Genomic DNA, 22,529 nt, shown 5'->3' with positions numbered 1-22,529 from the left:
TTCATTTCAGTGGTCCGTTGCGGGTGTGAGGGGGTGAAGAGGCGTCTGAGTACTGAGAGAGGCATGTATCAGGTCGGGGTGTTGGCCAATGCGCGCACGCACTGCTTGGCATGCCACAGCACGTTGCCGATGACGCAGCTGTGATCGCACGCCGTCATCAGCAGGCGCGGTTGCTTCCCTGGAATGGCGAGCATCAGTACCTTGCCGTTGGCGGCATCGAGGATGAGTGTGTCGAGTTCACCGAAGTGCAGTTCGCGACCCAGCGCACTGGCCAGGCCGAGCATCGAGCTGGTCATCGCGGCCAGGCGATCGGCGACATGGCCCTTCGGGCCGGCCTGGGCCAGGGCGAAACCATCAGTGCTGGCAACGACGAGCGCCTGGATGCCGGTGACATCGTGTACCAGCGCGTCGAGTGCCGATGTGCGGTCGATGTCATTCATGGGCGGCCGCCATGGCATTGCATTCGATCTGGCTCATCAGCAGATCCATCGCAATGATGGCCTGCGCCATGTCGCGTGGGTCCAGCGGCAATGCCGGCAGGTGTGGCGCATGGTCCTGCAGCCAGTCCTGCCAGTGCGGCTGTACCGGATCATCGGTGCTGCCGCATCGGGTGAAGCCGATGACCACGGGCAGGCCCGGTGCGCTTTCGGCGATGGCTCTCAGATGCCGCCCGGCCAGCGTGGTGCCCACGTTGGCGCTGCCATCGATCAGAACGATGGCACCTTCTGCACCGGCCAGCAGGATTGGCCAGATATAGGAGAAGCGTTCCTGCCCAGGCGATCCGTACAGGCGCAGGCGGTCGCCACCTGGCAGGTCGATGTCGCCATAGTCCATGGCCACGGTGGTGTATTGCTTGCCCACGGAAGGGTCGGTATTGCGGGCTTCCGTCACCACGGCCCTGCCCTGGGTCAGGGTCTGCACGAGGGTGGACTTGCCCGCGCCGAGTGGGCCCATCACTACGATCTTGTGCTCACGCACGGTCATGCACTCCAGCGGATGCGAAGTTGTCGCCACAGATTGACGAGGCCGTCGGCGGGCGAGGGGCGCACGGGTGCGTCCTCGCCCACGACGGGAAAGGCATAGGCGGTGAGGAACGCTGCGTTGAAGAACGACTGCACGGATTGGCGTGGCAGATCGAGGATGTCGCAGCATGCCGGCACGGACGCACCCTGCTTGATCAGCAGCGCGCACAGCCGGAAGTGATCGGGACGATGGGCCAGGATGCGGAAGTCTGGCCAACGCCGGAGGCGCAACTTCGTGCAGTCCTGCAGGGGCGGGATCGGAACGCCGTGCCCGTCCGCGACCAGGGCAACGTTCCACAGCGTCAGACGCAGCGGAACATTACTGCACACCGTTGCGCGCTGCACGAAGACCTCCTGTGTCACCGGTACCAGGCTCAGCCGAGGGTCTGCGTCGCCCAGTAGTCTCTGCAACATTGCCAGCGTGATCGGCGCGGGTGCGGTCGTCATCATCCGGTCGTTCCTCGCGTCCAGCCAGCACACGGTAGTCCCGTCATGAATGATCGCGGCATGGGCCGAACGCCTTGGCAGCGCGCCATCGCTTGCCAGGTGCAGGCGCAACTGCTGTACGAACGGCAATGCGGCAGTTGGCAATGCGGCCGGCGCCAGTGGCTCTGCTTCAAAGGGCTCTTGCAGATCCTCAAACGGTTGACGACGGAAACGGACCATGGGATGTCCAGGGCAGCGAGTGATCGGAGCTGACTTTGTAAGCGGCCCCCCTGGCTTTCTGGAATGAAACTATTGGGAAAACTGCTGTGCCATTCGTGTTCTTGATGCGCTCTGCAACTAATGGAATCGGCCGGATGTTTCTGCTGCGATGAAATCAATTGCAGTGAGCGATTATTAAGTTGACGTAACCTGGAATGATTACTAGCGTCTCCACTGCGCACTGCGGCGTGACTATTGACGGGTAATCAGCATGCTCACTCGAATTGCCATTGCGGATGATCATCCACTGGTCTTGCTTGGCACGCGCATCGTGATCGAGGCCGGTGGGCGCCATCGCGTGGTGGCGGAGGCGCGATGTGCAGAAAGCCTGCTGGCCATCCTGGCTGAAGAACCGGTGGATCTGGTGGTGACTGATTTTTCGATGCCGGATGTCGGCCGCTCGGACGGCCAGGCGATGCTGCAGGCGTTGAGTCGCAATTACCCCAAGGTGCCGGTGATCCTGGTCACGATGATCACCAATGCCACCACCTTGAACATGGCCATGCGTACCGGTGTGCGCGGGCTGGTGTGGAAGTGCAGTTGCGTGGATGGCACCCGCAAGGCGGTCGATACCGTGTTGAGCGGGGGGATTTACCTGGACCCCCAGTTGGCGCACTGCCTGCAGGACGGTGGGCGCGAGCGATCGCTTTCGGTGTTGTCGCCCAAGGAACTGGAAGTCCTGCGGCTGTATGTGTCGGGGCCTTCGATCACAGAGATCGCCGGGCGGCTGCGGCGTACCGTCAGTACCATCAGCCGGCAACGCATTTCGGCGATGAGGAAACTGGGCATCAGCAATGATGCCGAGCTGTTCGCCTATGCGTTCGAGGAGCGCCTGGGCAATGCCGGTGGCACGGCCAGTGGGGCAGCAAACGGGAGCCCATGAGCTCACTGCGGTCCAGTCAGGTCCGGTTGCGTTGTTTGAATGGGGAAAAACTGCCGTTGCGCCCCCCTCTGTGCGCCGGGCCGTGAATCCCGGATGCTTGCGCCATCGTATTCATCTGGAGATCTCGATGGGCAAGGCACTCACCTGGCGCACCCTGGCCTGCACCCTGTTGCCGATGCTGGCGGCTGCCGGTGGCGCTCAGGCGCAGAGCTATGGCTACGGCTATGACGACGACCGCTATGGTGGCCGCGATGGCAATGGCATCGTGCGCTGCGAGTCGATCAAGAACCGCAGCAATGAGTGCCGCCTGGACGGACGCGCGCGGTTGATCCGCCAGTTGTCCGGTTCGCCCTGTGTGGAAGGCGAAACCTGGGGCCAGTCGCGCAATGGCGTCTGGGTCACCCAGGGGTGCCGTGCCGAATTCGTGGGTGAGTACCGCCGCGGTGGCGGCTGGGGCGGCAATGGCGGCGGCTGGGGGAATGGCAACGGGTGGGGCGGCGGCGATGTGGTCACCTGCCATTCCAATGGTCATCGCCAGGAGTACTGCGATGCCCGGATCCGCCGGGGTGTACGCCTGATCCGCCAGGACTCGCGCAGCGCCTGCATCGAAGGCCAGAGCTGGGGCTGGGATCGCCGTGGCATCTGGGTCAGTGATGGCTGCCGGGCGCAGTTCCAGGTGAACTGAGCTTTTCGGGTTCAGCCCGAGAAAATCAGAATAATCTGATACAGCTCACATTTTGAACGCCGTATTGTCTGCGAACAGGGCGCCTTGCGTGCCCTGACTTCCAGCGATGTCGCGTGCCCCGGTCGGCATGCGCATCGCACCGCCATCGATACGCTGCCTCAAGGAGTGAGCTGCATGTTGATCCGCCTGCAATGCGAACAGCGCCAGTGGCGCGTGGTGCATCCGGACCGGCCGGAGCCGATCGAGTTCCGCGATGGCGCCCGTGCCTATGACTTCGCCGAGACCCTGGCCCGCCTGCACTTTGTCGACACCGGTCAGCGTGCGGCCGTGCGCGTGGAGGCCAGCGGCGCATTCGTCGAAGCGGTCAGTTACGGCTGAGCGCGGGTGCCTGCCGAGGCGCGCCGCCAGGATTCCGCCATCCACGCATGGCGGGGCTCTACCCGCTTCTGCCGTCGAAGGTGCGGTCCCGCACCTTCCCCTCATTCGTGGGTCTCTGAGCGGTCTCAGCCCGCTGCACTCAGGGGTGAGGTACCTGCGGCCAGCTGCGGCCAGCGCTTCAGTACAGCGGCGCGGATGCCTGCCGCGTCGATGCCGGCTTCGGCCAGCAGGTCCTCGCGGCTGGCGTGGTGCTGGTAGCTGTCGGGCAGGCCCAGGTGCAGGATCGGGCGCAGCACGCCTTCGGCATTGAGCAGTTCACCGACGCCGGACCCGGCACCACCGGCCACCACGTTGTCTTCGATCGTCACCAGGCCCTCGTGCTGGGCCGCCATGGCCAGCACCAGCTCGCGATCCAGTGGCTTGATGAAGCGCATGTTGACCACGCTCAGGCCCAGTTCGCGGCCGACCTGCTCAGCGGCGGCCACGGTGCTGCCGAAGGCGAGCAGGGCGACGCGGCTGCCCTGCAGGCGCAGCTCGCCCTTTCCGATCGGCAGGGTCGACAGGTCGGTACCGGCCGCAACGCCGGTGCCGGTGCCACGCGGGTAGCGTACGGCGGCCGGGCCCGGGTGCTGCAGGCCGGTGCTGAGCATCTGCCGGCACTCGGCTTCATTGGACGGTGCCATCACCACCAGGTTAGGCACGCAGCGCAGGAAGCTCAGGTCGAGGTTGCCAGCGTGGGTTGCGCCGTCCGGGCCGACCACGCCGGCGCGATCGATCGCAAACAGCACGTCCAGGTCCTGGATCGCCACGTCATGCACCAGCTGGTCGTATGCGCGCTGCAGGAAGGTGGAATAGATCGCCACCACCGGCTTGCCACCCTGGGTGGCCATGCCGGCGGCGAGGGTGACCGCGTGCTGCTCGGCGATCGCCACGTCGAAGTAACGCTGCGGGTACTCCTTGCTGAAGCGCACCAGGCCGGAGCCTTCGCGCATCGCCGGGGTGATGCCGTACAGGCGAGGCTCGGCGGCGGCGGCATCGCACAGCCAGTCGCTGAATACATCGGTATAGGTCGGCTTCTTGGCCCCGGCCTTGGCGACCAGGCCCTTGTCCGGATCGAACGGGCCCACGGCGTGGTAACCGATCTGGTCGCCTTCGGCCGGCTCGTAGCCCTTGCCCTTGGTGGTCATCACATGCAGCAGCTTCGGGCCCTTGGAGGCGCGCAGCGTCTTCAGCGTGGACAGCAGGGCAGGCATGTCGTGGCCGTCGATCGGGCCGGTGTAGTGGAAGCCCATTTCCTCGAACATCGTGGAGGGCACGAACATGCCCTTCCAGTGTTCTTCCCAGCGCTTCACGAAGCGCGCCGGGTTGTTCTTCTTGTCACCGAGGATCTTCTTGCCGCCTTCGCGCAGCGCATTGAGCGTGCGGCTGCCGGTGGCGCGGCCCAGCATCTTGGTCAGGCCGCCCACGGCCTCGGAGATCGACATGTTGTTGTCGTTGAGGATCACCAGCAGGTTCGGCTCCGGCTCCATGCCGCCGGCATGCATCAGCGCTTCGAACGCCATGCCGGCGGTCATCGCGCCGTCGCCGATCACCGCCACGACCTTGCGGTCGTCGCCTTCGGACTGGCGGGCGATGGCCATGCCGAGTGCGGCCGAGATCGAGGTCGAGGAGTGGCCGACACCGAACGTGTCGTACTCGCTTTCCTCGCGCTTCGGGAACGGCGCGACGCCGTCCTTCTGCTTGACGGTGTGGATCTCGTCGCGGCGGCCGGTGAGGATCTTGTGCGGGTAGGTCTGGTGACCGACGTCCCAGACCAGCTGGTCGTGCGGCGTCTGGTACAGGTAGTGCAGGGCCACGGTGAGTTCGATCACGCCCAGGCCGGCGGCAAAGTGGCCGCCGCTCTTGCCCACCGATTCGATGAGGTAGGCGCGCAGTTCGTCGGCAACCGCCCTCAATTCGGATTCGTCGAACGTGCGCAGGTCATCCGGTGTCTGGATGCGCGCGAGGCGGGGATAGCGGGCAGAGTCGATCATCATGTTCGCACTTTTTCTGAACGCCCATTTTCGCCCTCAAACGGGGGTGGAGCAAGCAAACGCCGCCGTCCGTGACAGGACGGTGAGGGTTGCATTTTCGGGCGTTCAGGTGCTCAGTTTTGACCGCTTGGGCAATTGCGCCTTCAGGAAGGCCATCTGGTCGGCCAGGATGTTGCGGTTGGACAGGATCAGGTGCTCGATCCAGCTGGGCCGGTAGGGCACTGCCAGCAGGGGCATGCCGGCCTGCTGCGGGGTGCGGTCGCTCTTGCGCGAATTGCAGTGGAAGCAGGCGGTGACCACGTTTTCCCAGCAGTCCAGCCCGCCCTTGGACAGCGGCATGACATGGTCGCGGGTGAGCGTGGGGCGGCTGAACTGCTGGCCGCAGTACATGCACAGATGGGCGTCGCGGGCGAACAGGGCCTGGTTGGTCAGGTTTGGCGTCGGGTCGATCGCGCGGGAGCGGGCATGGCCGCGGGCGGCGATGATCGGGTGCAGGTCCATGCCGCTCTGCAGGCCACTGAAGCGGTTGGTGCCGCCGTGGATGTGCAGGCAGGGATCGCCGAGCGTCCAGGCCACCGCTTCGCGTGCGTAGAGGCACGCCGCATCCTGCCAGGTGATCCAGTCCAGTACGCGTCCGTGGGCATCAAGCGAGAGCAGCCGGACCGAACCGGGGCGATGCAGCGTCGTGGCGTTGGGCGATGCTTCGGCGCCCGGAGCAGAAAACGGAGCTCCGGCTTCGATCAGACCCAAGCGTGTAGTGTCTGTCTCCATCGGGAGAACAGCTTATACCTGAATGTTGACGATTTGTGTATCGCCAACGGGCGATACACAAATCGTCAACATTCAGGTCCGCGCATTCGGCATCCCAGCCCGCTGTCGGCGGGTTGGGATGCCCGCGCATTTCTCCTATCCCCTGCGCCGTCGGCGCGCCCCCCTTAACAAAGGGGGGCTCTTCTCCAGAGAGATCCCGGTGGTTTCCATCCACGCGTGGCGTGGATCTGCCATGTCGACCAAGGTCGACACCTGCCATCAGCCGAGTGAACCTGTCAGAGGCCGGGCGGTGTGGGGTGGCAGGACCGTTGGCGCCATGGATGGCGCCATCGAGCCCCCATGGATGGGTTTACGGCGTGTCCTGCCAGCCCACGCCGCCCAGCCATTCATCGGGATGCAGCTGTTGCTGTTGCGGTTGCCGGCCAGCGGCCGGCACTACCGCGGGTGCCGGGCGCAGCCCGGCTCAGGCGCCGAAGCGCTCGTCGTCCATGGCCATCAGCGGGGCGGCGCCGGCCTGGATCGCGGCGGCGTGGCTGAGCGTGCGCGGCAGCACGCGGGCGAAGTAGAACCGTGCGGTCTCGCGCTTGCCTTGGGCGAAGGCGGCGCCGTGCGCGCTGGCATCGGCGGCGGCGACGCTGCGGGCCCACCAGTAGGCCAGTACCACGTAACCCGAATAGAACAGGTAGTCGTAGCTGGCTGCGCCCAGTTCGTCGGGGTTGGTGGCCGCGCGCTGCAGCACGTCCAGGGTCAGCTTGCCCCATTCGGCGGCCTTGGCGCGCAGCGGGCCGATGAACTCGGCCAGCGCTTCGTTGCCCTCGTGTTCCTTGGCGAAGGCTTCGATCTCGGCCAGCATCAGCTTCAGGCCGGCGCCCTGGCTGGACGCGGTCTTGCGGCCGATGAGGTCCAGCGCCTGAATGCCGGTGGTGCCTTCATACAGCGTGGTGATGCGCGCATCGCGGGCCAACTGCTCCATGCCGTGTTCGCGGATGTAGCCGTGGCCACCGAAGCACTGCAGGGCGTTGTAGGTGTTCTCGATGCCCCATTCGGTCTGGCAGGCCTTGGAGATCGGGGTCAGGAAGCTCACCAGGGTGTCGGCGCGCTCGCGTTCGGTGGCATCCTCGGCGTGGTGGGCGACGTCGATCAGGGTGGCGGCGTGCAGAGCCAGCAGGCGGCTGCCTTCGACCAGCGACTTCACTGTCAGCAGCATGCGCCGCACATCCGGATGGACCAGGATCGGGTCGGCCGGCTTGTCCGGGAACTTGGCGCCGCTCAGGGCGCGCGACTGCAGTCGCTCACGGCTGTACTTCAGTGCGTTCTGGTAGGCGCGCTCGGACAGGCCGATGCCCTGCAGGCCGACGCCCAGGCGCGCGGTGTTCATCATGGTGAACATGGCCTGCAGGCCCTTGTGCGGCTGGCCGACGAGGTAGCCCTGCGCACCATCGAAGTTCATCACGCAGGTGACGGAGCCCTTGATGCCCATCTTGTGCTCGATCGAGCCGCAGCGCAGTGCGTTGCGCTCGCCGACGTTGCCCTCGCGGTCGACCTTGAACTTCGGGGTGACGAACAGCGAGATGCCCTTGGCGCCTGGAGGGGCGTCGGGCAGCTTGGCCAGCACCAGGTGCACGATGTTGCCGGTCAGGTCGTGCTCGCCGGCGGTGATGAAGATCTTGGTGCCGGTGATCGAGTAGCTGCCGTCGGCGTTCGGCTCGGCCTTGGTCTTGAGCAGGCCCAGGTCGGTGCCGCAGTGCGGTTCGGTCAGGCACATGGTGCCGGTCCAGCGTCCCTCGATCAGCGGCTTGAGGAAGGCCTCGTGCTGCCAGGCCTCGCCGTGCTGCTTCAGCGCTTCGATGGCGCCGTGCGAGAGCAGCGGGAAGTTGCCCCACGCCAGGTTGGCGGCGTTGATCATTTCGTTGAGCGGCACGCCCAGGGTGTGCGGCAGTCCCTGGCCGCCCAGCTCCGGCGAGGCGGTCAGGCCGGTCCAGCCGCCATCGACGAACTGGTCGTAGGCCTGCTTGAAGCCGGGCGGGGTGGTCACTTCGCCGGTGGCCTGGTCGAGTACGCAGCCGATCTCGTCGCCGACGCTGTTGAGCGGGGCCAGCACGGTGGCGCTGAAGCGGCCGGCTTCTTCCAGCACGGCATCGACCACGTCGGCGGTGGCGTCGGTGAAGCCCAGGCGGGCGAACAGGGGCTCGACCTTGAGTACGTCGTGCAGGGCGAAACGGAGGTCGGAAAGCGGGGCGGTGTAGCTGCTCATCGGTACGTCTCGATTTGATCAGGGCAGGGGAGAGCGGCGCCGGGCGCCGCGACGAAAGGCGGGTTCAGCGCAGCACGCCGGGCAGGCCGGGGGCCTGGTTGAGGGTGCTGCGGCTGCTGATGTCGAAGCTGCGCTGCTTCTTTTCCTGCGGCGTGGCCGCCACGGTTCCCTTCAGGCCATAGGCCAGGGTACGGTTGCTGGCCAGCGCGTCGGCCACCACCAGGCGCGCGGCCGAGCTGGGGACGAGGTCGACATTGATGACGTCGGCGGAGGTGCCGCCGATGGAAATGCCGGGCTTGACCTGCAGGGTGCCGGCTTCGTTGTCGCCGACGGTCAGCGCCAGCGAGACGTCATCGAAGGTCATCGGCATCGAGCTGAAGTTCTGCAGGCGCAGGGCCACGGTCCAGTTGCCGTCGGCACGCACGGTCAGCTGCTGCAGGCTGGCCGCCGGTTCCGAAACACGCTTGACGATGCCGTTGTTGCAGGCAACAAGGGCGAGGGTGCACAGGACGATCAAGGTGGTACGGAAACGGTGGAACATGGGCGCAAGTCCTCTGGAGGGGGTGCGTTGGCGCAAGCATACTACGGCGTATGGTTTTGTGGATCGCCTGTGGCGACCCGTCGCAGAGGGTAGCGCGTGAAGATGGCGGCCGGGCGTGCGCAACGCTGGATCGGGCGCGCGGGATGCGCCCGATGCGGGGCGGTTCAGTCGGCGGGCGTATCGCGCAACGGTGCCATCAGCCGCAGCGGGCCGAGGTCGTAGCCCATGGCCTCGGCCTTGGCTTTCAACTGTTCGAACCGGGCGCGATCCATTTCCGGCAGCCGCGAGAGGATCCACAGGTATTTGCGGCCAGGTTCGCCGACCAGCGCCCACTGATAGTCCGGGTCCAGCGCCAGCACCCAGTAGTCGGCCCAGACCAGGGGGACCCAGCTCAGCCAGTCGGGCACGAAGCGCACCTGCAATTGGCCGGGGTGTCCGGCCACCAGGCGTGCCACGCCTTCGGCAACCACGCGTTCGCCCTCGCCATTGCGGCAGGCATTGGTGACGCTGATGCGGCCGTCGCGGCGCAGCCCGTAGTTGGCGGTGATCTCGCCGACACACTGCTTCTGGAATGACACCGGCAGGTGCGCGATTTCGTGCCACTGGCCTGCGTAGCGGTCGATGTCCAGCGTTTCGACCGCGCGCACCGGTTCGGCGGCGAGGGCCGGGAAGGCGGCCAGCAGCAGGCAGGCGAGCAGGGCGGGGCGCAGAGGCATCGGCAGGCTCCAGGCAGGAGTCTGGAGCGTAGGTGCCGCCGCGCATGCCGGTGTAAATGTTTCGTCAACCGGGCGGCGGTGGCCACCGCTTGCGCGGAGCGCGAACAAAAAAAGACCTGCATTTCTGCAGGTCTTTGAAGATGGTGGCCGAAGACGGAATCGAACCGCCGACACGGGGATTTTCAATCCCCTGCTCTACCAACTGAGCTACTCGGCCAAATTGTGTGGCGACCGCGGTGAATGCGGTTTCCGGAAAAAAAAGACCCGCATTTCTGCAGGCCTTCGAAAGTGGTGGCCGAAGACGGAATCGAACCGCCGACACGGGGATTTTCAATCCCCTGCTCTACCAACTGAGCTACTCGGCCACATGTTTCGTTGCAGCGAGGTCGCTGCCAAGGACGCGTATATTACGGAGGTCGGCTGCCTTCGGCAAGCGTTTTGCCAAGATTTCTTCACATTGCCGTCTGCGCGCTCGCAAGTGCTTGATCCTCCGTCGTGGGGCGGGGCGTGGCCAGTCGATCATCGTCTGCGGTGGAAATCAGCAGGCCATCGTGGGCGGCAAAGGCGCAAGGGCAAGGGCTGCGCCGGACCCGCGCCGGTCCGGGCAATGGAACGCTGTTTTCGTGGCCGCCATCGGGGATCGCCGCGGCGTAGTGTCGGCACTCCTTTCCTGATGCTGGCAACAGCAGAGACCTGGCCATGTCCGATCCCTCGACCACCTCCCGCATCGTGCTTGCGTCGCGTCCGCAGGGGGCGCCAAGTGCAGCCAACTTCCGCCTGGAACAGGTTGCGTTGCCGGCGTTGGCCGATGGCGAAGTGCTGCTGCGCAACCGCTACCTTTCGCTGGATCCGTACATGCGTGGACGCATGGACGAGGTCCCGTCGTATGCCGCGCCGGTGGCGGTAGGGGCGGTGATGGAAGGCCAGACCGTGGCCGAGGTGCTGCAATCCAAAGCCGAGGGCGTAACCGCAGGTGAGCTGGTGCTGGCGCCGGGTGGCTGGCAGACCCACGCGGTGCTGCCGGCCAAGGCGCTGGGGCGTCGTCTGGATCCGGCCGGACTGCCGCTGAGTACGGCGCTGGGCGTGTATGGCATGCCCGGCTTCACCGCCTACTCCAGCCTGCATGAAATCGCCCGTTTGAAGCCGGGCGAGACGCTGGTGGTGGCTGCCGCGACCGGGCCGGTCGGCGCGACCGTGGCGCAGCTGGCCAAGCTGCAGGGCGCACGGGTGGTGGCCATCGCCGGTGGTGAGGCCAAGCGCGCCTATCTGCAGACGCTGGGCGTGGACGTGGCGCTGGATCATCGCGCGGCTGATTTTGCCGAGCAGCTGCGCGGGGCGGTGCCTGCGGGTATCGACGTGTACTTCGAGAGCGTCGGCGGCCATGTACTGGATGCGGTGCTGCCCTTGCTCAATGACTTCGCCCGCATTCCGGTGTGCGGCACCATCGCCACCTACAACGAGCGGGGCGTCGAGCAGCCTGGCCCTGACCGGTTGCCGTCACTGTTCAGCCAGATCCTGCGCCAGCGCCTGACCGTGCGCGGTTTCATCGTGCACGACTTCAACCACCTGTGGCCGGACTTCGAACGCGAGATGGCGCAGTGGCTACGCGACGGCCGCATCCAGTACCGCGAGGATGTGGTGGAAGGGCTGGAGAAGGCGCCGGAGGCGTTCTTCGGGCTGCTGAAGGGGCACAACTTCGGCAAGCTGGTGGTGAAGCTGGATTGAGGGCCTGGCGGTGTGCCGACCAAGGTCGGCACCCACGTCAGGCCGTCGAGGCCTTTTCCCGGCGCAGCAGTTCGCGCTTGCGCGCTACGCCCCAGGCGTAGCCGGACAGGTCGCCATCGCGGCGCACGACGCGGTGGCAGGGCACCGCCACCGCCAGCGGATTGCTTGCACAGGCGCGTGCCACCGCGCGGCTCGATCGGGGCGCGCCGATGCGCGCGGCGATATCGGCATACGAGGCAGTGCGCCCGCGCGGAATCTGCTGCAGTGCCTGCCACACCCGTTGCTGGAACGCGGTGCCACGGATATCCAGCGGCAGCGTGGTGCCTCGCGAAGGATCCTCGACCAGGCCTACGACCTGTGCCACCAGTTGCTCATAGCCCTGGTCGGCGCCGACCAGTTCGGCCTGGCGGAAGCGCTGCTGCAGCGACTGCAACAGCGTCTCCGGATCATCGCCGAGCAGGATCGCAACCACACCGGTACTGCTGCTGGCCACCAGCACGCTACCCAGTGAACTTTCGGCGATGGCGAAGTGGATGACTTCGCCGCGGCCACCTGCGCGCCATTGCTTCGGCGTCATGCCCAGCAACTTCGGTGCGTTCTCGTAGAAGCGTCCGCTGGAACCGAAGCCAGCATCATGGAAGGCATCGGTGATGCGTTGCTGCTGCTGAAGCCCGGTGCGCAGGCGGTCGGCGCGCAGCGCGGCGGCGTACTGCTTGGGGGTCAGCCCGGTGGCCTGCTTGAACAGGCGATGCAGGCGCGTCGGGCTGCAGCCGGCGATGTCCGCCAGTTCCTGCAGCGAGGGTTCGTCGAGGCTGGCCTGAAGGTGGCGGCAGACCCGTTCGACGCGGGCATCGAGGGCGGTGGTGGGGGTGCTGTCCATGGCCGGATTCTGGCATGTGCCGGTGCTGCGGAAACTCCGTTTCCTGCACCCATCTGTGAGGCCCGGAATCGGAGTGTTGGCGGGCCGAAGGCGCGGCATCGTGGCGGCCACTTCACAACCGGTACCGCGACCATGCGCCTGAATAACAAGATTGCTCTCATCACCGGTGCCAGCGCCGGTATCGGCCGCGCCAGCGCGCTGCGTTTCGCTGCCGAAGGCGCAAAGCTGGTGCTCAACGCAAGGCGGCCGGAGCCGCTGCAGGCGCTGGCCGAACAGATCCGCACCGCCGGTGGCGAAGTGGTGGTGCATGCTGCCGACGTGGCCGCCCCGGGCACGGCGCAGGCGCTGGTCGATCTGGCCCAGCATTCATTCGGGGGCCTGGACATCGCCCTCAACAATGCCGGCATGCTCGGCCCGGGCGTGCCGGCGGCGGAGTTTCCGGCGGACGCCTGGCGCGAAGTGATGGCCACCAATCTGGATGCCGCCTTCCATGCCGCACGCGCGCAGTTGCCCGCACTGATTGCGCGCGGCGGCGGCTCGTTGGTGTTCGTCGGTACCTTCGTCGGCCATACCGTGGGATTCCCGGGCATGGCAGCCTATGCGTCGAGCAAGGCCGGCCTGATCGGCCTGAGCCAGGTGATCGCCGCCGAATACGGGGCGCGCGGCGTGCGCAGCAACGTGCTGCTGCCCGGGGGCACCGATACCGAAATGGGCCGGCAGGCTGCACCCACCGGCGATGCCCGCGACTTCGTGCGCTCGCTGCACGCACTGAAGCGCATGGCCGAGCCGGAGGAGATCGCCAACGCGGCGCTGTTCCTGGCCAGCGATGAGAGCAGCTTCGTTACCGGCAGCGCGATGCGCGTGGAGGGTGGGGTCTCGATTACCCGTACCTGAGCACGGTCACGTGCGTGGCGCGTAGCGGATACCGCTGCTGGCCATGAAGCCTTTCGGGTCGAACCGGGCCCAGGCTTCGCCCCAGTCGAAGCGGGCGTGGCCGCCGGCCAGTTTGCGCCGCAGTGCCGCGCCCAGCGTTCGGCGCATGAACGCGACCTCGGCGTCGATCGCTGCCTGGGTCGGCCATCCATCTTCCAGTGCCGCACCGGGCAGATCGACGCCCATCGTCACCATGTCGAGCTGTTGCCCGTGGAAGCACAGGCTGATGCCAGCGGGCGCGCCGCCCAGGCTGAGCCGGTGCAGGCTCAGCCAGTGGTAGCCGGTGCCGACATCGCGCTCGCCATGCATCAGCGTGGCGAAGGCGATGCGCGCCTCGTCCAGCGAGAGGGTTGGGCAGATCAGGTTCGGCAGATTGCCGAGCTGGATGCTGCCGTTGACCGGATTGAGGTTCATCGGTACGAATGACGCGAGGCGCTTGGACGTTGAGGGCATGGCGTACCGATATGCGGTTTGCATCGGATTCTGGATGTACCTCGTCGATGGCTGCAAGCCGCTGGCTGCACACGGTGTTCGCGCCGGACTGACCTGCGGCTCACCCGCTGCGTTCTAGCGTGGAGTCGGCGTCGGACTTCACCGGCGAAGGAGTGTTCGATGAGTGAGCGAGACAACGACCACGGCGATCCGAAGCAGGGCGTGCAGGAAAGCCGCCAGGACAGGAAGCAGGACGACGTGGCCAGGCGGCGGCCAGGTCAGCGCGATCAACAGGTGCGTGATGCGCACTCGCGGAGCCCACGGCGCAAGGACGGCGGTGAGGAGCCGGCCTGAGGCGGACGCCGGAAAAGAAAAAACCCGCAGATCGCGGAGATCTACGGGTTCTTCTGAATAGTGGTGGAGCCAAGGAGGATCGAACTCCTGACCTCGTCATTGCGAACGACGCGCTCTCCCAGCTGAGCTATGGCCCCACGGCAGGGCTTCAGTGTAGCCAAGCAGCTGCTCCTTGCCAAGCCGACCCAGGCGTTCGTGCCGGAAGACATGGCGCGCAAGTGCACAAGTGTGCCGAAACCGCTTGTTTCACCGGGCGTGGGCGCCGCGCAACGAAATCGTAACAATTTGGGGGATAATGGCGGCTTGCGCAGTTTTCCTCCTATTTGCCGCCCGGCTCGCGCAGGCCGCACGGACGCCTCCTCAGAGCATTCCATGCCCTCCCATTCCGATTCCCGCCGCCTGTCGGGTATGTCGTCTTCCTTCGTTTCCTTCCGCCGCCACCCGCTGGCCTTGGCCTGTGCTGGCCTGGCCCTGGTCGGCAGCTTCGGCGCCGCCGCGCAGGACAGCGCGCCGACCCCGACCGGGCTGGACACCATCACCGTGACCGCCGAACACCGCGAGCAGAACCTGCAGGAAGTGCCGGTTTCGGTGGGCGTGGTGCAGGGCGAGCGCATGCGTGACTTCACCGCCGGCGGCGACGACACTCTGCTGGCGCTGTCCGGTCGCGTGCCGAGCCTGTATGCGGAAACCACCACCGGCCGCATCTTCCCGCGCTTCTACATCCGCGGCCTGGGCAACATCGACTTCTACCTGGGTGCCTCGCAGCCGGTGTCGATCATCCAGGACGACGTGGTGCTGGAACATGTGGTGCTGAAGTCCAATCCGGTCTATGACGTGGACCAGGTGGAAGTGCTGCGCGGCCCGCAGGGCTCGCTGTTCGGCCGCAACACCACCGCCGGCATCGTCAAGTTCGACACCCTGAAGCCGACCCAGGACTACACTGGCCGCGTCAGCGCCAGCTATGCGACGTACAACAGCGTGTCGATCGACGGCGGCTTCGGCGGCCCGATCAACGACATTGCTTCGTTCCGCGTGTCGGCGCTTTACCAGCACCGCGACGACTACGTCGACAACACCTACAAGGGCCCGAGTGCCGACGGCACGGTCAGCCCGAAGAAGAACGCCATGGGCGGCTTCGATGACCGCAACGTGCGCGCGCAGCTGCTGCTGACCCCAAGCGACCAGTTCTCGATCCTGGCCTCGGCCCACGCCCGTGACTACGAAGGCACCTCGACCCTGTTCCTGCGCGGTGCGCTGACCAAGGGCTCGAACAAGACCGACGTGCCGCGTGACCAGGTCGCCTACGACGAAGCCGACAACAACCCGCAGGCCTACAAGACCTACGGCGGCTCGGTGAAGGCGCGTTACGACTTCGGCGCGATCGACTTCACCTCGATCACCGCCTACGAGACCACCTCCGGCTACAGCCGCGGCGACACCGACGGCGGCGCTGCGGTGAACTTCCCGGTGAACGGCGTGCCGAACGGCTATGGCCAGTCGATGGGCCGCATCCGCGATCTGGACCAGTGGACCCAGGAGTTCCGCCTGGCCAGCCATGACGACAGTGCACTGCAGTGGCAGGCCGGTGCGTTCTACTTCAACGGCAGTGACACCACCGACTTCTACCAGCGTGCGTGGTTCCTGCAGGGCGCGGCCCGCAACCCGAACAACTGGGTGCGCCTGCGCAACAAGAACACATCGTGGGCCGGTTTCGGCCAGATCAGCTACGCCTTCACCGACAAGTTCACTGTTACTGCCGGCCTGCGCCAGACCAAGGACGAGAAGCACACCCGCCTGCTGAAGACCGCTGATACAGCCGCCGGCGTGGTGACCTACAAGGGCCGCACCGACGTCAAGATGTCCGACACCACCCCGAGCTGGGACCTGAGCGCGATGTATCAGATCACGCCGGACGTGAGCGTCTACGCCAAGGTCGCGCGTGGCTTCCGTGGCCCGACCATCCAGGGCCGTTCGGCGGTGTTCAATGCCGACTTCACCACCGCTGATTCCGAGACCATCCTGTCCTGGGAAGCGGGCGTGAAGAGCAGCCTGTGGGACAACCGCCTGCGCTTGAACGCCACCGCGTTCACCTACACCGTCAACGACATCCAGCTCAACGGCAACGATTCGGACGGCAACGGCGTGCTGTTCAACGCCGACAAGGCCAAGGCCTACGGGTTCGAAGCGGACATGGAGCTGCGTCCGATCCCGAACCTGACCCTGAGCGCTGGCCTGAGCCTGCTGCACAGCGAGATCAAGGACAAGCGCGTCTACGCGCAGGTCTGCGGGCTCAATGGCCAGGTGGTCTGCACCGTCGGCGACCCGACCATCAAGGTCGGTGCCAACACCTTCGCGCAGATCGACGGCAACCCGCTGCCGAACGCGCCGAAGTACAACGTCAACCTCGCAGCACGCTACGACTTCCCGGTCAGCGACGCCGGCACCATGTTCGTGTCCACCGACTGGAACAAGCAGGGTTACACCAGCTTCGTGCTGTACGACAGCAAGGAGTTCAACTCCAAGGGTGATTTCGAGGGCGGCCTGAAGATCGGCTACTCGGGCAACTACGGTGCCTACGAAGTGGCGCTGTTCGCGCGCAACATCACCAACGAGAAGAACCTCAAGGGTGTGATCGAGAACTACATGGCCGCGGTCTACAACGAACCGCGTACCGTCGGTGTCTCGCTGAACATGAACTGGTAAGCCTTACCCCGTCGTGTAACGGAAACGGCGCTCATCGAGCGCCGTTTTTCGTTGCTGGCCAGGCATCATCCGTGCTCAAGGCGTGGCGCTGACGCCCTTGCCCAGCGCTGCATCGGACGGCGCACTGGGGCCCAGCACCTGCAGCTGCATCGCCTCCATCCGCTCCAGTACCTTGCGCTGCTTGCCGTTGAGGCCGCGCGAGGTGATTGCGATGTGCTTGCGTGCAGCGTCCAGCGGCGCGGGTTGGTAGTGCACCCTGAAGCGGCGCAGGGCGCAGCCCGTCAGCTTGTCGACCGGTGCGCAGTCGTTCGCGTTGAAATCGATATCGCCGTCGGCGGCGACAATGAAGGGGCTGAGCAGGATCTGCCCTTCGTGGGCAGTGAAGGCCAGTGGCGCGTGGGCCTTGGCGATGACCGCCTGGATGCGTACGGCTGGGATGTCTTCAGGGACGATCCTGTCATCCCAGTAGCCTTCGGTCGGGCGCGAGGTTTCGTAGTTCTGGGTGCCCCATGCCACGCAGTTGCCGGAAGCCACGTGCACCGAGATGCAGACCTGCTGGGAGTGCTGATCGGTCAGGACGCCCGGTGGTACCCAGACCTTCTTCCAGGAATAGAAACGGTAATCGACGTCGGCAAGGCGGGTGGCGCCGATGTCCTTCGATACTTCGTCCATCGTCCCCAGCGGCTTCAGCTTGGACACGCGGGTGTTCAGGCGGTAGTTCTCCGCACCGTTCAGCAGATAGGTGCCCGGCGGAATCAGATGCACCTCGAACACGTCCATCAACACCGTCCGCTGCGGGCCGGTTTCCAGCTCGTTGGTGTTGAACAGCTGCACGTAGCCCTGGGAGGGAATGTCCTTGTGCTGGAAGGACACCCGCGTCGAGAACCCGGGCAGGTCGGTCGAGCGGTTGCCCAGATGAAAGCCGGGGACCGGAGAGCCGACGCCTGGCCCGTCGTTGTGCACGACATACGGGGCCGGCACCAGCACGGCAACCAGACCATCGCGGGTGGCACCGTCAATGATGTCCACCAGCTTGGCTGTGTTCTCCTTTTCCTGTGCATAGGAAAGCGGTGCGGCCTGGCCAGCGCATGCCAGGACCAACGGGGTTAGCAGCAGTGCGCAGGCGGTCGCGATCTTGAGGGTCTGCATCGACGTCTCCTTGTCAGTACCGGCAAACCCTAGCACGGCCCCTGCAGGCCTGAGGTGCACGGCGCCGGCGTGGTCCGGCGCCTTGTGCCATCAACGTGCCGGCAGCAGCGCCTGCAACCGTGATTCCAGTTCCTGCTGGCGCCAGCCGGAAAGTGCGGCCGGCCACTGGCGGCGTTCCAGATAACTTTCCAGATGCTTGCGCGAGGCCAACACGCCATCCGGCAGGCCCAGTTCGCGGCTGCGTTCGGCGACGGCATCCTGCAGCTTCTTCAGTGCCTGCTTGTTGCTGTCATTGGCCGGCAGCGCCAGCGGTGCCTCGGCCTCATCGGCCAGCGGCGTATCCAGCGCCTGCCACACAGCGCCCGCGAGCTTGCGCGGAGCCTTCGGGAACTGTTCGAACAGCTTGCCCAGTGCGGCGGCATCGGCCGGTGGCGTGCGTGCCAGCGTGGCGGCCAGTTCGTTGTCCAGGATCCAGCTGCGCGGGCGGTCGCTGCTGCGCGCCTGCACATCGCGCCAACGCAGCAGGCGCAGCAGGCGGTGCTGTGCGGCGGCGTCGAGGAACTGCGCCGAGCGCATCGCCAGGTGCGGCCAACGGTCTTCGTCGTTGGCGACGCTGGCCAGCAGGCGCTCGCCGTCGTCGTGCAGCCACTGCTGGCGGCCCAGCGCCTGCAGCTTGGCATCGATGGCGTCGTGCAGTGCAAACAGGTGCTCGACGTCGTCGGCGGCGTACTGCAGCTGCGATTCCGAGAGCGGGCGGCGCATCCAGTCCGAGCGGGTTTCGCCCTTGGCCAGTGCCACGCCGGTGATTTCTGCGACCAGCTTCTGGTAGCCCATGCCGCCACCGATGCCGGCCAGCGAGGCTCCGATCTGGGTGTCGAACAGTGGCCGTGGCAACACACCACAGGTCCACTTGAAGGCGACCAGGTCTTCGCTGGCGCTGTGCATCACCTTGATGATGGATTCATCGGCCAGCCAGGGCGCCAGGGCCTCGGTCATGCCGGGAATCAGCGGGTCGATCAGCAGGATGTCCTGCCCGACCGCCATCTGCACCAGGGCCAGTTGCGGCCAGAAGGTGCGCTCACGGATGAATTCGGTGTCCAGGCCGATGCGGGCCGGGCGCTGCTGGAAGTACGCATCCAGCTCGGCGGGGGTGGTGATCCAGGTTGCCACGGGTCAGGGCCTACTACTCGGGTTTGCTCAGGCAGGGGAGAATAGCCTAACGTCGGTCCGCATCCGTGCCGAAGGAGATCCTGCTTGCGTTTTCCGCTGTCGTCCGCGCTGTGCACCGCCCTGGCCGTGGCCCTGGCCGGCTGCACGCCGTCGCCGTCGCCCTCGGCGACGCCGGAGCCGGGTCCGGCTGCTGGCGAAGATGCACGGCCGCAGGACGGTTCGCAGGCGGACGCGACGCCGGAGGCAGGGCAGGGCAGCGTCACCATTGCCGGTGAGGATGCCGCCGAGGATGTGCAGCGGTGGACGCCGCCGCGGGTCGATCGGCAGGGGCGCAGCCTGGCCCAGCTGCGTCGCGCGGCCGAGAAGGCGTTCAGCGAAGGGCGCCTGTACGAGGACGCCGATGCGGCGGTTCCGCTGTGGCTGGCGGTGCAGGAGGAAGACGCGGATGACCGGCAGGCCCGCAACGGCCTGCTGCGCGCACGCCAGCGCCTTCAGCAGCAGGCCGATGCCCTGCTGGTCCGGCCGCTGCAGCAGCGCGAGGCGCTGGCCGAGGCCAGCCGCCAGGCGCTGGTGCTGCTGACCCTGGCGCCGAAGGACGAGAAGGTGCGCGCGCTGCAGGGCCGGGTGGAGCTCGCCCAGCGCGTGGTGGCCTACAACCGGGCCGGCGAGGAAGACCTGCGATCGGGGCGGATCGGTGAGGACGGTGACGGTGCGATCGGCAACTTCCGTGAAGCGCTGGCCCTGGATGAACACAACAGCCGGGCACGTCAGGGCCTGGCGGCAGCCGAGAGTGGCCTGATCCGCCGTGCCGAGGACGCAGCGCGGGTGCGTGACTTCGCCAGCGCCGGCACCTGGCTGGCCGAAGCCAGCAAGGTGCGTGATTCGTCACCGACCATTGCCGATGCCTTCGAGCGCATCGAACAGATCCGCGCGTCCGCGCTGCTGCAGCTGCGCGACGATGGCCTGCGCGAGCTGGCGACGCCGCAGGGCCTGAAGCCGGCGCGCGAGAAGCTGGCCGAGGCACTGCGCATTGCCTTGCCCGGGGATGCGGTGGTGGCCCAGTTGCGCGAACGCATCGACCTGGCCACCCATTACGGCAGCTTCCGTCCCGGGCAGGTGTTCAGCGACGCGATGCGCGATGGTGGGCGCGGGCCGCAGATGGTGGTGGTGCCGCATGGCGGCTTCCAGATGGGCGCCGGTGACGCCGAGCCCGGCGCCACCGACGCCGAGCGGCCCTCGCATTACGTGCGCTTCGACCGTGGGTTTGCGATGGCGATCACCGAGGTCACCGTCGGCGATTTCGAGCGCTACGTGAAGTCGACCAATGCGCGGCCGCGGGCAACCCGGCGCGGCCACTCGGTGGTCTATGACGAGCGCAGCGGCAATTTCATCCGCCGCAGCGGTGTGGACTGGCGTTCCGATTACGATGGCGCGCGCGCACTGGGCAATTCGCCGGTGATGCATGTGAGTGTGCGGGATGCCGAAAACTACGCGGCGTGGCTGTCCGAGCAGACAGGACGCAGCTACCGGCTGCCCAGTGAAGCAGAGTTCGAGTACGCGCTGCGCGGTGGCGGCAGTGGCCGCTACCCGTGGGGCGACGCCGGCACGCCGCCGCCCGGCACCGGCAACTTCACCGGCAGCAGGGATGTTTCGCCCTCTGGCCGGCACTGGCACAACGCCTTCATCGGCTACGGCGATGGCTGGTGGGGGCCGGCGCCGGTGGCCAGTTTCCAGGCCAATGCCTTCGGCCTGCACGACATGGCCGGCAATCTCAGTGAATGGGTGGCCGATTGCTGGCATGCCAGCTACCGGCGTGCGCCCTCCGATGGTGTCGCCTGGTTCAATCCGGGCTGCCGGTCGCGGGTGATCCGGGGGGGCAACTGGGCCAACGCGCCCGAGCAGACCCGTGCGGCCTGGCGGCAATCGCAGGATTCGGACACCACCAACGCGCGCATCGGCTTCCGCCTGGTGCGCGGCATCTGAGCGGCCCCGGCTTCACCCGCCGCGGGCATCGGCGCACTAAGATTGCGCCGTGCCCGCCAGCCGGCGGGACCTGCCGGAAGACCGCCTGATGCGCAACGATCCCTTCTCCCGCTCGCCGCAAGGCCCGCAACGACGCGGCCTGTTCGGCAACATCCGCTGGTTGGTGCTGCTGCTGGCAGCCGGCTATGCGGTGTTCTACTGGTTTTCCAACCGCACGGTCGATCCGTATACCGGCGAGAAGGTGATGATCGACAGCAGCCTGGATGCGCGCCAGGAGACCGCGCTGGGGCTGCAGGCCTACCAGCAGATTTTGTCGCAGGAACGGCCGATGGATCCGAATGCACCGATCGCGCGCGATGTGCGCGACATCGCCCAGCGCCTGATCGCCAAGGTCGACGTGGTGGAGACCGCGCTGGCACAGGAGCACGGCGTGCAGCCGGCGCATTTCGCCCGGGATTTCCAGTGGGAAGTGAACGTGATCCCGTCCGAGCAGGCCAATGCGTTCTGCCTGCCGGGCGGCAAGATGGCGGTCTATACCGGCCTGGTGCCGGTGGCGCGCACGCGTGACGCGATGGCCGTGGTGATGGGCCACGAGATCGCCCATGCACTGCTGCGCCATGGTGCACAGCGGATGGCGCAGCAGAAGCTGACCCAGATCGGGCAGATGGCCGGCGCCGCGAGTGGCATGGACGCGCAGCAGCAACAGATGATGATGTCGGCGATGGGCTACGGCTACCTGCTGCCCTACGCGCGCAGCCACGAGACGCAGGCCGACGAAGTGGGGCTGATGCTGGCCGCGGCGGCGTGCTTCGATCCCCGCGAGGCGGTGCCGCTGTGGCAGCGCATGGGCCAGGCCAGTGGCGGCCAGTCGCCGCCGGAGTTCGCCTCCACCCACCCGAATCCGGGTACCCGCATCCAGAACCTGCAGGCGCTGATGCCGAAGGCGCTCGAGTACCGGCAGAAATTCTGCGAGCAGGCAAAGTAGGGTGTTGTTCGGCAGGGCTTGCAGCCCTGCGCCCGCGCTAGTGCTGGCCGCTGGCCGGCAACCTCAACAGCAACAGCGTGCATTCGGCGGGATGGCGGGGTGGGTCCGGTTGCGGGGGCGCTGCAAGTACGTCCATGTAAGCTCGGTCGCCGCTTGCTCGTGTGCGCAGTCCTGCCCAACCCGCCCGAGGCATGCCTCGGGCCCATGCGGCTCACGCCCCCGCAACC

At 66.5% G+C, this 22,529-nt stretch carries 21 protein-coding genes and 3 tRNA genes; 9 read left to right on the top strand and 15 right to left on the bottom strand.

Annotation, left to right across the window (positions count from 1 at the left end; all coding sequences use genetic code 11):
* Positions 1–68 precede the first annotated feature (68 nt).
* Genes CCR98_RS14430 through CCR98_RS14420 form a run of 3 tightly spaced genes read right to left on the bottom strand, consistent with a single transcriptional unit; the run spans position 69 to position 1,688 of the window.
* Positions 69–440, bottom strand: a complete 372-nt coding sequence (locus tag CCR98_RS14430) for a roadblock/LC7 domain-containing protein (protein WP_087923162.1) — start codon at positions 438–440, stop codon at positions 69–71.
* Complete coding sequence (locus CCR98_RS14425) at positions 433–984, bottom strand: GTP-binding protein (RefSeq protein ID WP_087923161.1); 552 nt, start codon at positions 982–984, stop codon at positions 433–435. Before CCR98_RS14425 ends, CCR98_RS14430 begins: the two co-directional genes overlap by 8 nt.
* The gene (locus CCR98_RS14420; protein ID WP_087923160.1) at positions 981–1,688 is read right to left on the bottom strand and encodes a hypothetical protein; all 708 of its coding nucleotides are present in this window, start codon (positions 1,686–1,688) and stop codon (positions 981–983) included. Before CCR98_RS14420 ends, CCR98_RS14425 begins: the two co-directional genes overlap by 4 nt.
* Positions 1,689–1,938: 250 nt before the next feature.
* Here CCR98_RS14420 and CCR98_RS14415 point away from each other — a divergent pair, with 250 nt between their 5' ends.
* From CCR98_RS14415 to CCR98_RS14405, 3 genes are all read left to right on the top strand, one after another.
* On the top strand, positions 1,939–2,610 hold the full coding sequence (locus CCR98_RS14415; protein WP_087923159.1) for a response regulator transcription factor: 672 nt from the start codon (positions 1,939–1,941) through the stop codon (positions 2,608–2,610).
* 127 nt (positions 2,611–2,737) lie between these two features.
* Entirely contained in the window at positions 2,738–3,295 is a 558-nt protein-coding gene (locus CCR98_RS14410) for a DUF3011 domain-containing protein (protein WP_087923158.1), read from the top strand.
* A gap of 174 nt (positions 3,296–3,469) precedes the next feature.
* Positions 3,470–3,673, top strand: coding sequence for a hypothetical protein (locus CCR98_RS14405; RefSeq protein WP_087923157.1), 204 nt, complete (start codon positions 3,470–3,472; stop codon positions 3,671–3,673).
* Between the two features lie 125 nt (positions 3,674–3,798).
* Here the strand turns inward: CCR98_RS14405 and dxs are convergent, their stop codons facing one another.
* From dxs to CCR98_RS14370, 7 genes are all read right to left on the bottom strand, one after another.
* Entirely contained in the window at positions 3,799–5,706 is a 1,908-nt protein-coding gene (gene dxs / locus CCR98_RS14400; protein ID WP_087924202.1) for a 1-deoxy-D-xylulose-5-phosphate synthase, read from the bottom strand.
* Between the two features lie 105 nt (positions 5,707–5,811).
* Positions 5,812–6,477 carry an HNH endonuclease gene (locus CCR98_RS14395; RefSeq protein ID WP_032956174.1) on the bottom strand — a complete coding sequence of 222 codons (666 nt, stop codon included), beginning with the start codon at positions 6,475–6,477 and terminating at the stop codon, positions 5,812–5,814.
* A gap of 463 nt (positions 6,478–6,940) precedes the next feature.
* Positions 6,941–8,731 carry an acyl-CoA dehydrogenase C-terminal domain-containing protein gene (locus tag CCR98_RS14390; protein WP_087923156.1) on the bottom strand — a complete coding sequence of 597 codons (1,791 nt, stop codon included), beginning with the start codon at positions 8,729–8,731 and terminating at the stop codon, positions 6,941–6,943.
* A gap of 64 nt (positions 8,732–8,795) precedes the next feature.
* Entirely contained in the window at positions 8,796–9,272 is a 477-nt protein-coding gene (locus CCR98_RS14385; RefSeq protein WP_087923155.1) for an LEA type 2 family protein, read from the bottom strand.
* Between the two features lie 164 nt (positions 9,273–9,436).
* A complete protein-coding gene (locus CCR98_RS14380) occupies positions 9,437–9,988 on the bottom strand; it encodes a lipocalin family protein (protein ID WP_087923154.1) in 552 nt (183 codons plus the stop codon).
* 141 nt (positions 9,989–10,129) lie between these two features.
* Positions 10,130–10,205: transfer RNA gene (locus CCR98_RS14375), tRNA-Phe, on the bottom strand.
* Between the two features lie 72 nt (positions 10,206–10,277).
* Positions 10,278–10,353, bottom strand: a tRNA-Phe gene (locus CCR98_RS14370).
* Positions 10,354–10,687: 334 nt separating this feature from the next.
* Between CCR98_RS14370 and CCR98_RS14365 the strand changes: the two genes are divergently transcribed.
* The gene (locus tag CCR98_RS14365) at positions 10,688–11,713 is read left to right on the top strand and encodes an NADP-dependent oxidoreductase (RefSeq protein ID WP_087923153.1); all 1,026 of its coding nucleotides are present in this window, start codon (positions 10,688–10,690) and stop codon (positions 11,711–11,713) included.
* A 37-nt stretch (positions 11,714–11,750) separates the two neighbouring features.
* Here the strand turns inward: CCR98_RS14365 and CCR98_RS14360 are convergent, their stop codons facing one another.
* Positions 11,751–12,593 carry a methylated-DNA--[protein]-cysteine S-methyltransferase gene (locus CCR98_RS14360; RefSeq protein ID WP_087923152.1) on the bottom strand — a complete coding sequence of 281 codons (843 nt, stop codon included), beginning with the start codon at positions 12,591–12,593 and terminating at the stop codon, positions 11,751–11,753.
* A 132-nt stretch (positions 12,594–12,725) separates the two neighbouring features.
* On the opposite strand from CCR98_RS14360, the gene CCR98_RS14355 reads away from it, so the two are divergent.
* A complete protein-coding gene (locus CCR98_RS14355; protein WP_087923151.1) occupies positions 12,726–13,487 on the top strand; it encodes an SDR family oxidoreductase in 762 nt (253 codons plus the stop codon).
* A 6-nt stretch (positions 13,488–13,493) separates the two neighbouring features.
* Here CCR98_RS14355 and CCR98_RS14350 read toward each other — a convergent pair whose 3' ends face one another.
* Positions 13,494–13,979 carry a hypothetical protein gene (locus CCR98_RS14350; protein WP_087923150.1) on the bottom strand — a complete coding sequence of 162 codons (486 nt, stop codon included), beginning with the start codon at positions 13,977–13,979 and terminating at the stop codon, positions 13,494–13,496.
* A 159-nt stretch (positions 13,980–14,138) separates the two neighbouring features.
* On the opposite strand from CCR98_RS14350, the gene CCR98_RS21205 reads away from it, so the two are divergent.
* A complete protein-coding gene (locus CCR98_RS21205; RefSeq protein ID WP_198361023.1) occupies positions 14,139–14,312 on the top strand; it encodes a hypothetical protein in 174 nt (57 codons plus the stop codon).
* Positions 14,313–14,373: 61 nt separating this feature from the next.
* Here CCR98_RS21205 and CCR98_RS14345 read toward each other — a convergent pair.
* Positions 14,374–14,449 (bottom strand) — tRNA-Ala (locus CCR98_RS14345).
* A gap of 235 nt (positions 14,450–14,684) precedes the next feature.
* On the opposite strand from CCR98_RS14345, the gene CCR98_RS14340 reads away from it, so the two are divergent.
* The gene (locus tag CCR98_RS14340) at positions 14,685–17,015 is read left to right on the top strand and encodes a TonB-dependent receptor (protein ID WP_087923149.1); all 2,331 of its coding nucleotides are present in this window, start codon (positions 14,685–14,687) and stop codon (positions 17,013–17,015) included.
* A 75-nt stretch (positions 17,016–17,090) separates the two neighbouring features.
* Here the strand turns inward: CCR98_RS14340 and CCR98_RS14335 are convergent, their stop codons facing one another.
* A complete protein-coding gene (locus tag CCR98_RS14335; RefSeq protein WP_087923148.1) occupies positions 17,091–18,164 on the bottom strand; it encodes a hypothetical protein in 1,074 nt (357 codons plus the stop codon).
* A gap of 90 nt (positions 18,165–18,254) precedes the next feature.
* Complete coding sequence (rnd, locus tag CCR98_RS14330; protein ID WP_087923147.1) at positions 18,255–19,334, bottom strand: ribonuclease D; 1,080 nt, start codon at positions 19,332–19,334, stop codon at positions 18,255–18,257.
* Between the two features lie 84 nt (positions 19,335–19,418).
* Here rnd and CCR98_RS14325 point away from each other — a divergent pair, with 84 nt between their 5' ends.
* Both CCR98_RS14325 and CCR98_RS14320 read left to right on the top strand, forming a co-directional pair.
* Positions 19,419–21,317: a formylglycine-generating enzyme family protein gene (locus CCR98_RS14325; protein ID WP_087923146.1), complete on the top strand. Its 1,899-nt coding sequence runs from the start codon at positions 19,419–19,421 to the stop codon at positions 21,315–21,317.
* Positions 21,318–21,405: 88 nt separating this feature from the next.
* A complete protein-coding gene (locus CCR98_RS14320) occupies positions 21,406–22,302 on the top strand; it encodes a M48 family metallopeptidase (protein ID WP_087923145.1) in 897 nt (298 codons plus the stop codon).
* Positions 22,303–22,529 lie beyond the last annotated feature (227 nt).

The sequence above is a fragment of the Stenotrophomonas sp. WZN-1 genome (assembly GCF_002192255.1).
Taxonomy (GTDB): Bacteria; Pseudomonadota; Gammaproteobacteria; order Xanthomonadales; family Xanthomonadaceae; genus Stenotrophomonas.
The sequence above is the reverse complement of the archived record's forward strand: the minus strand, read 5'-3'. Positions and strand labels throughout refer to the sequence as shown.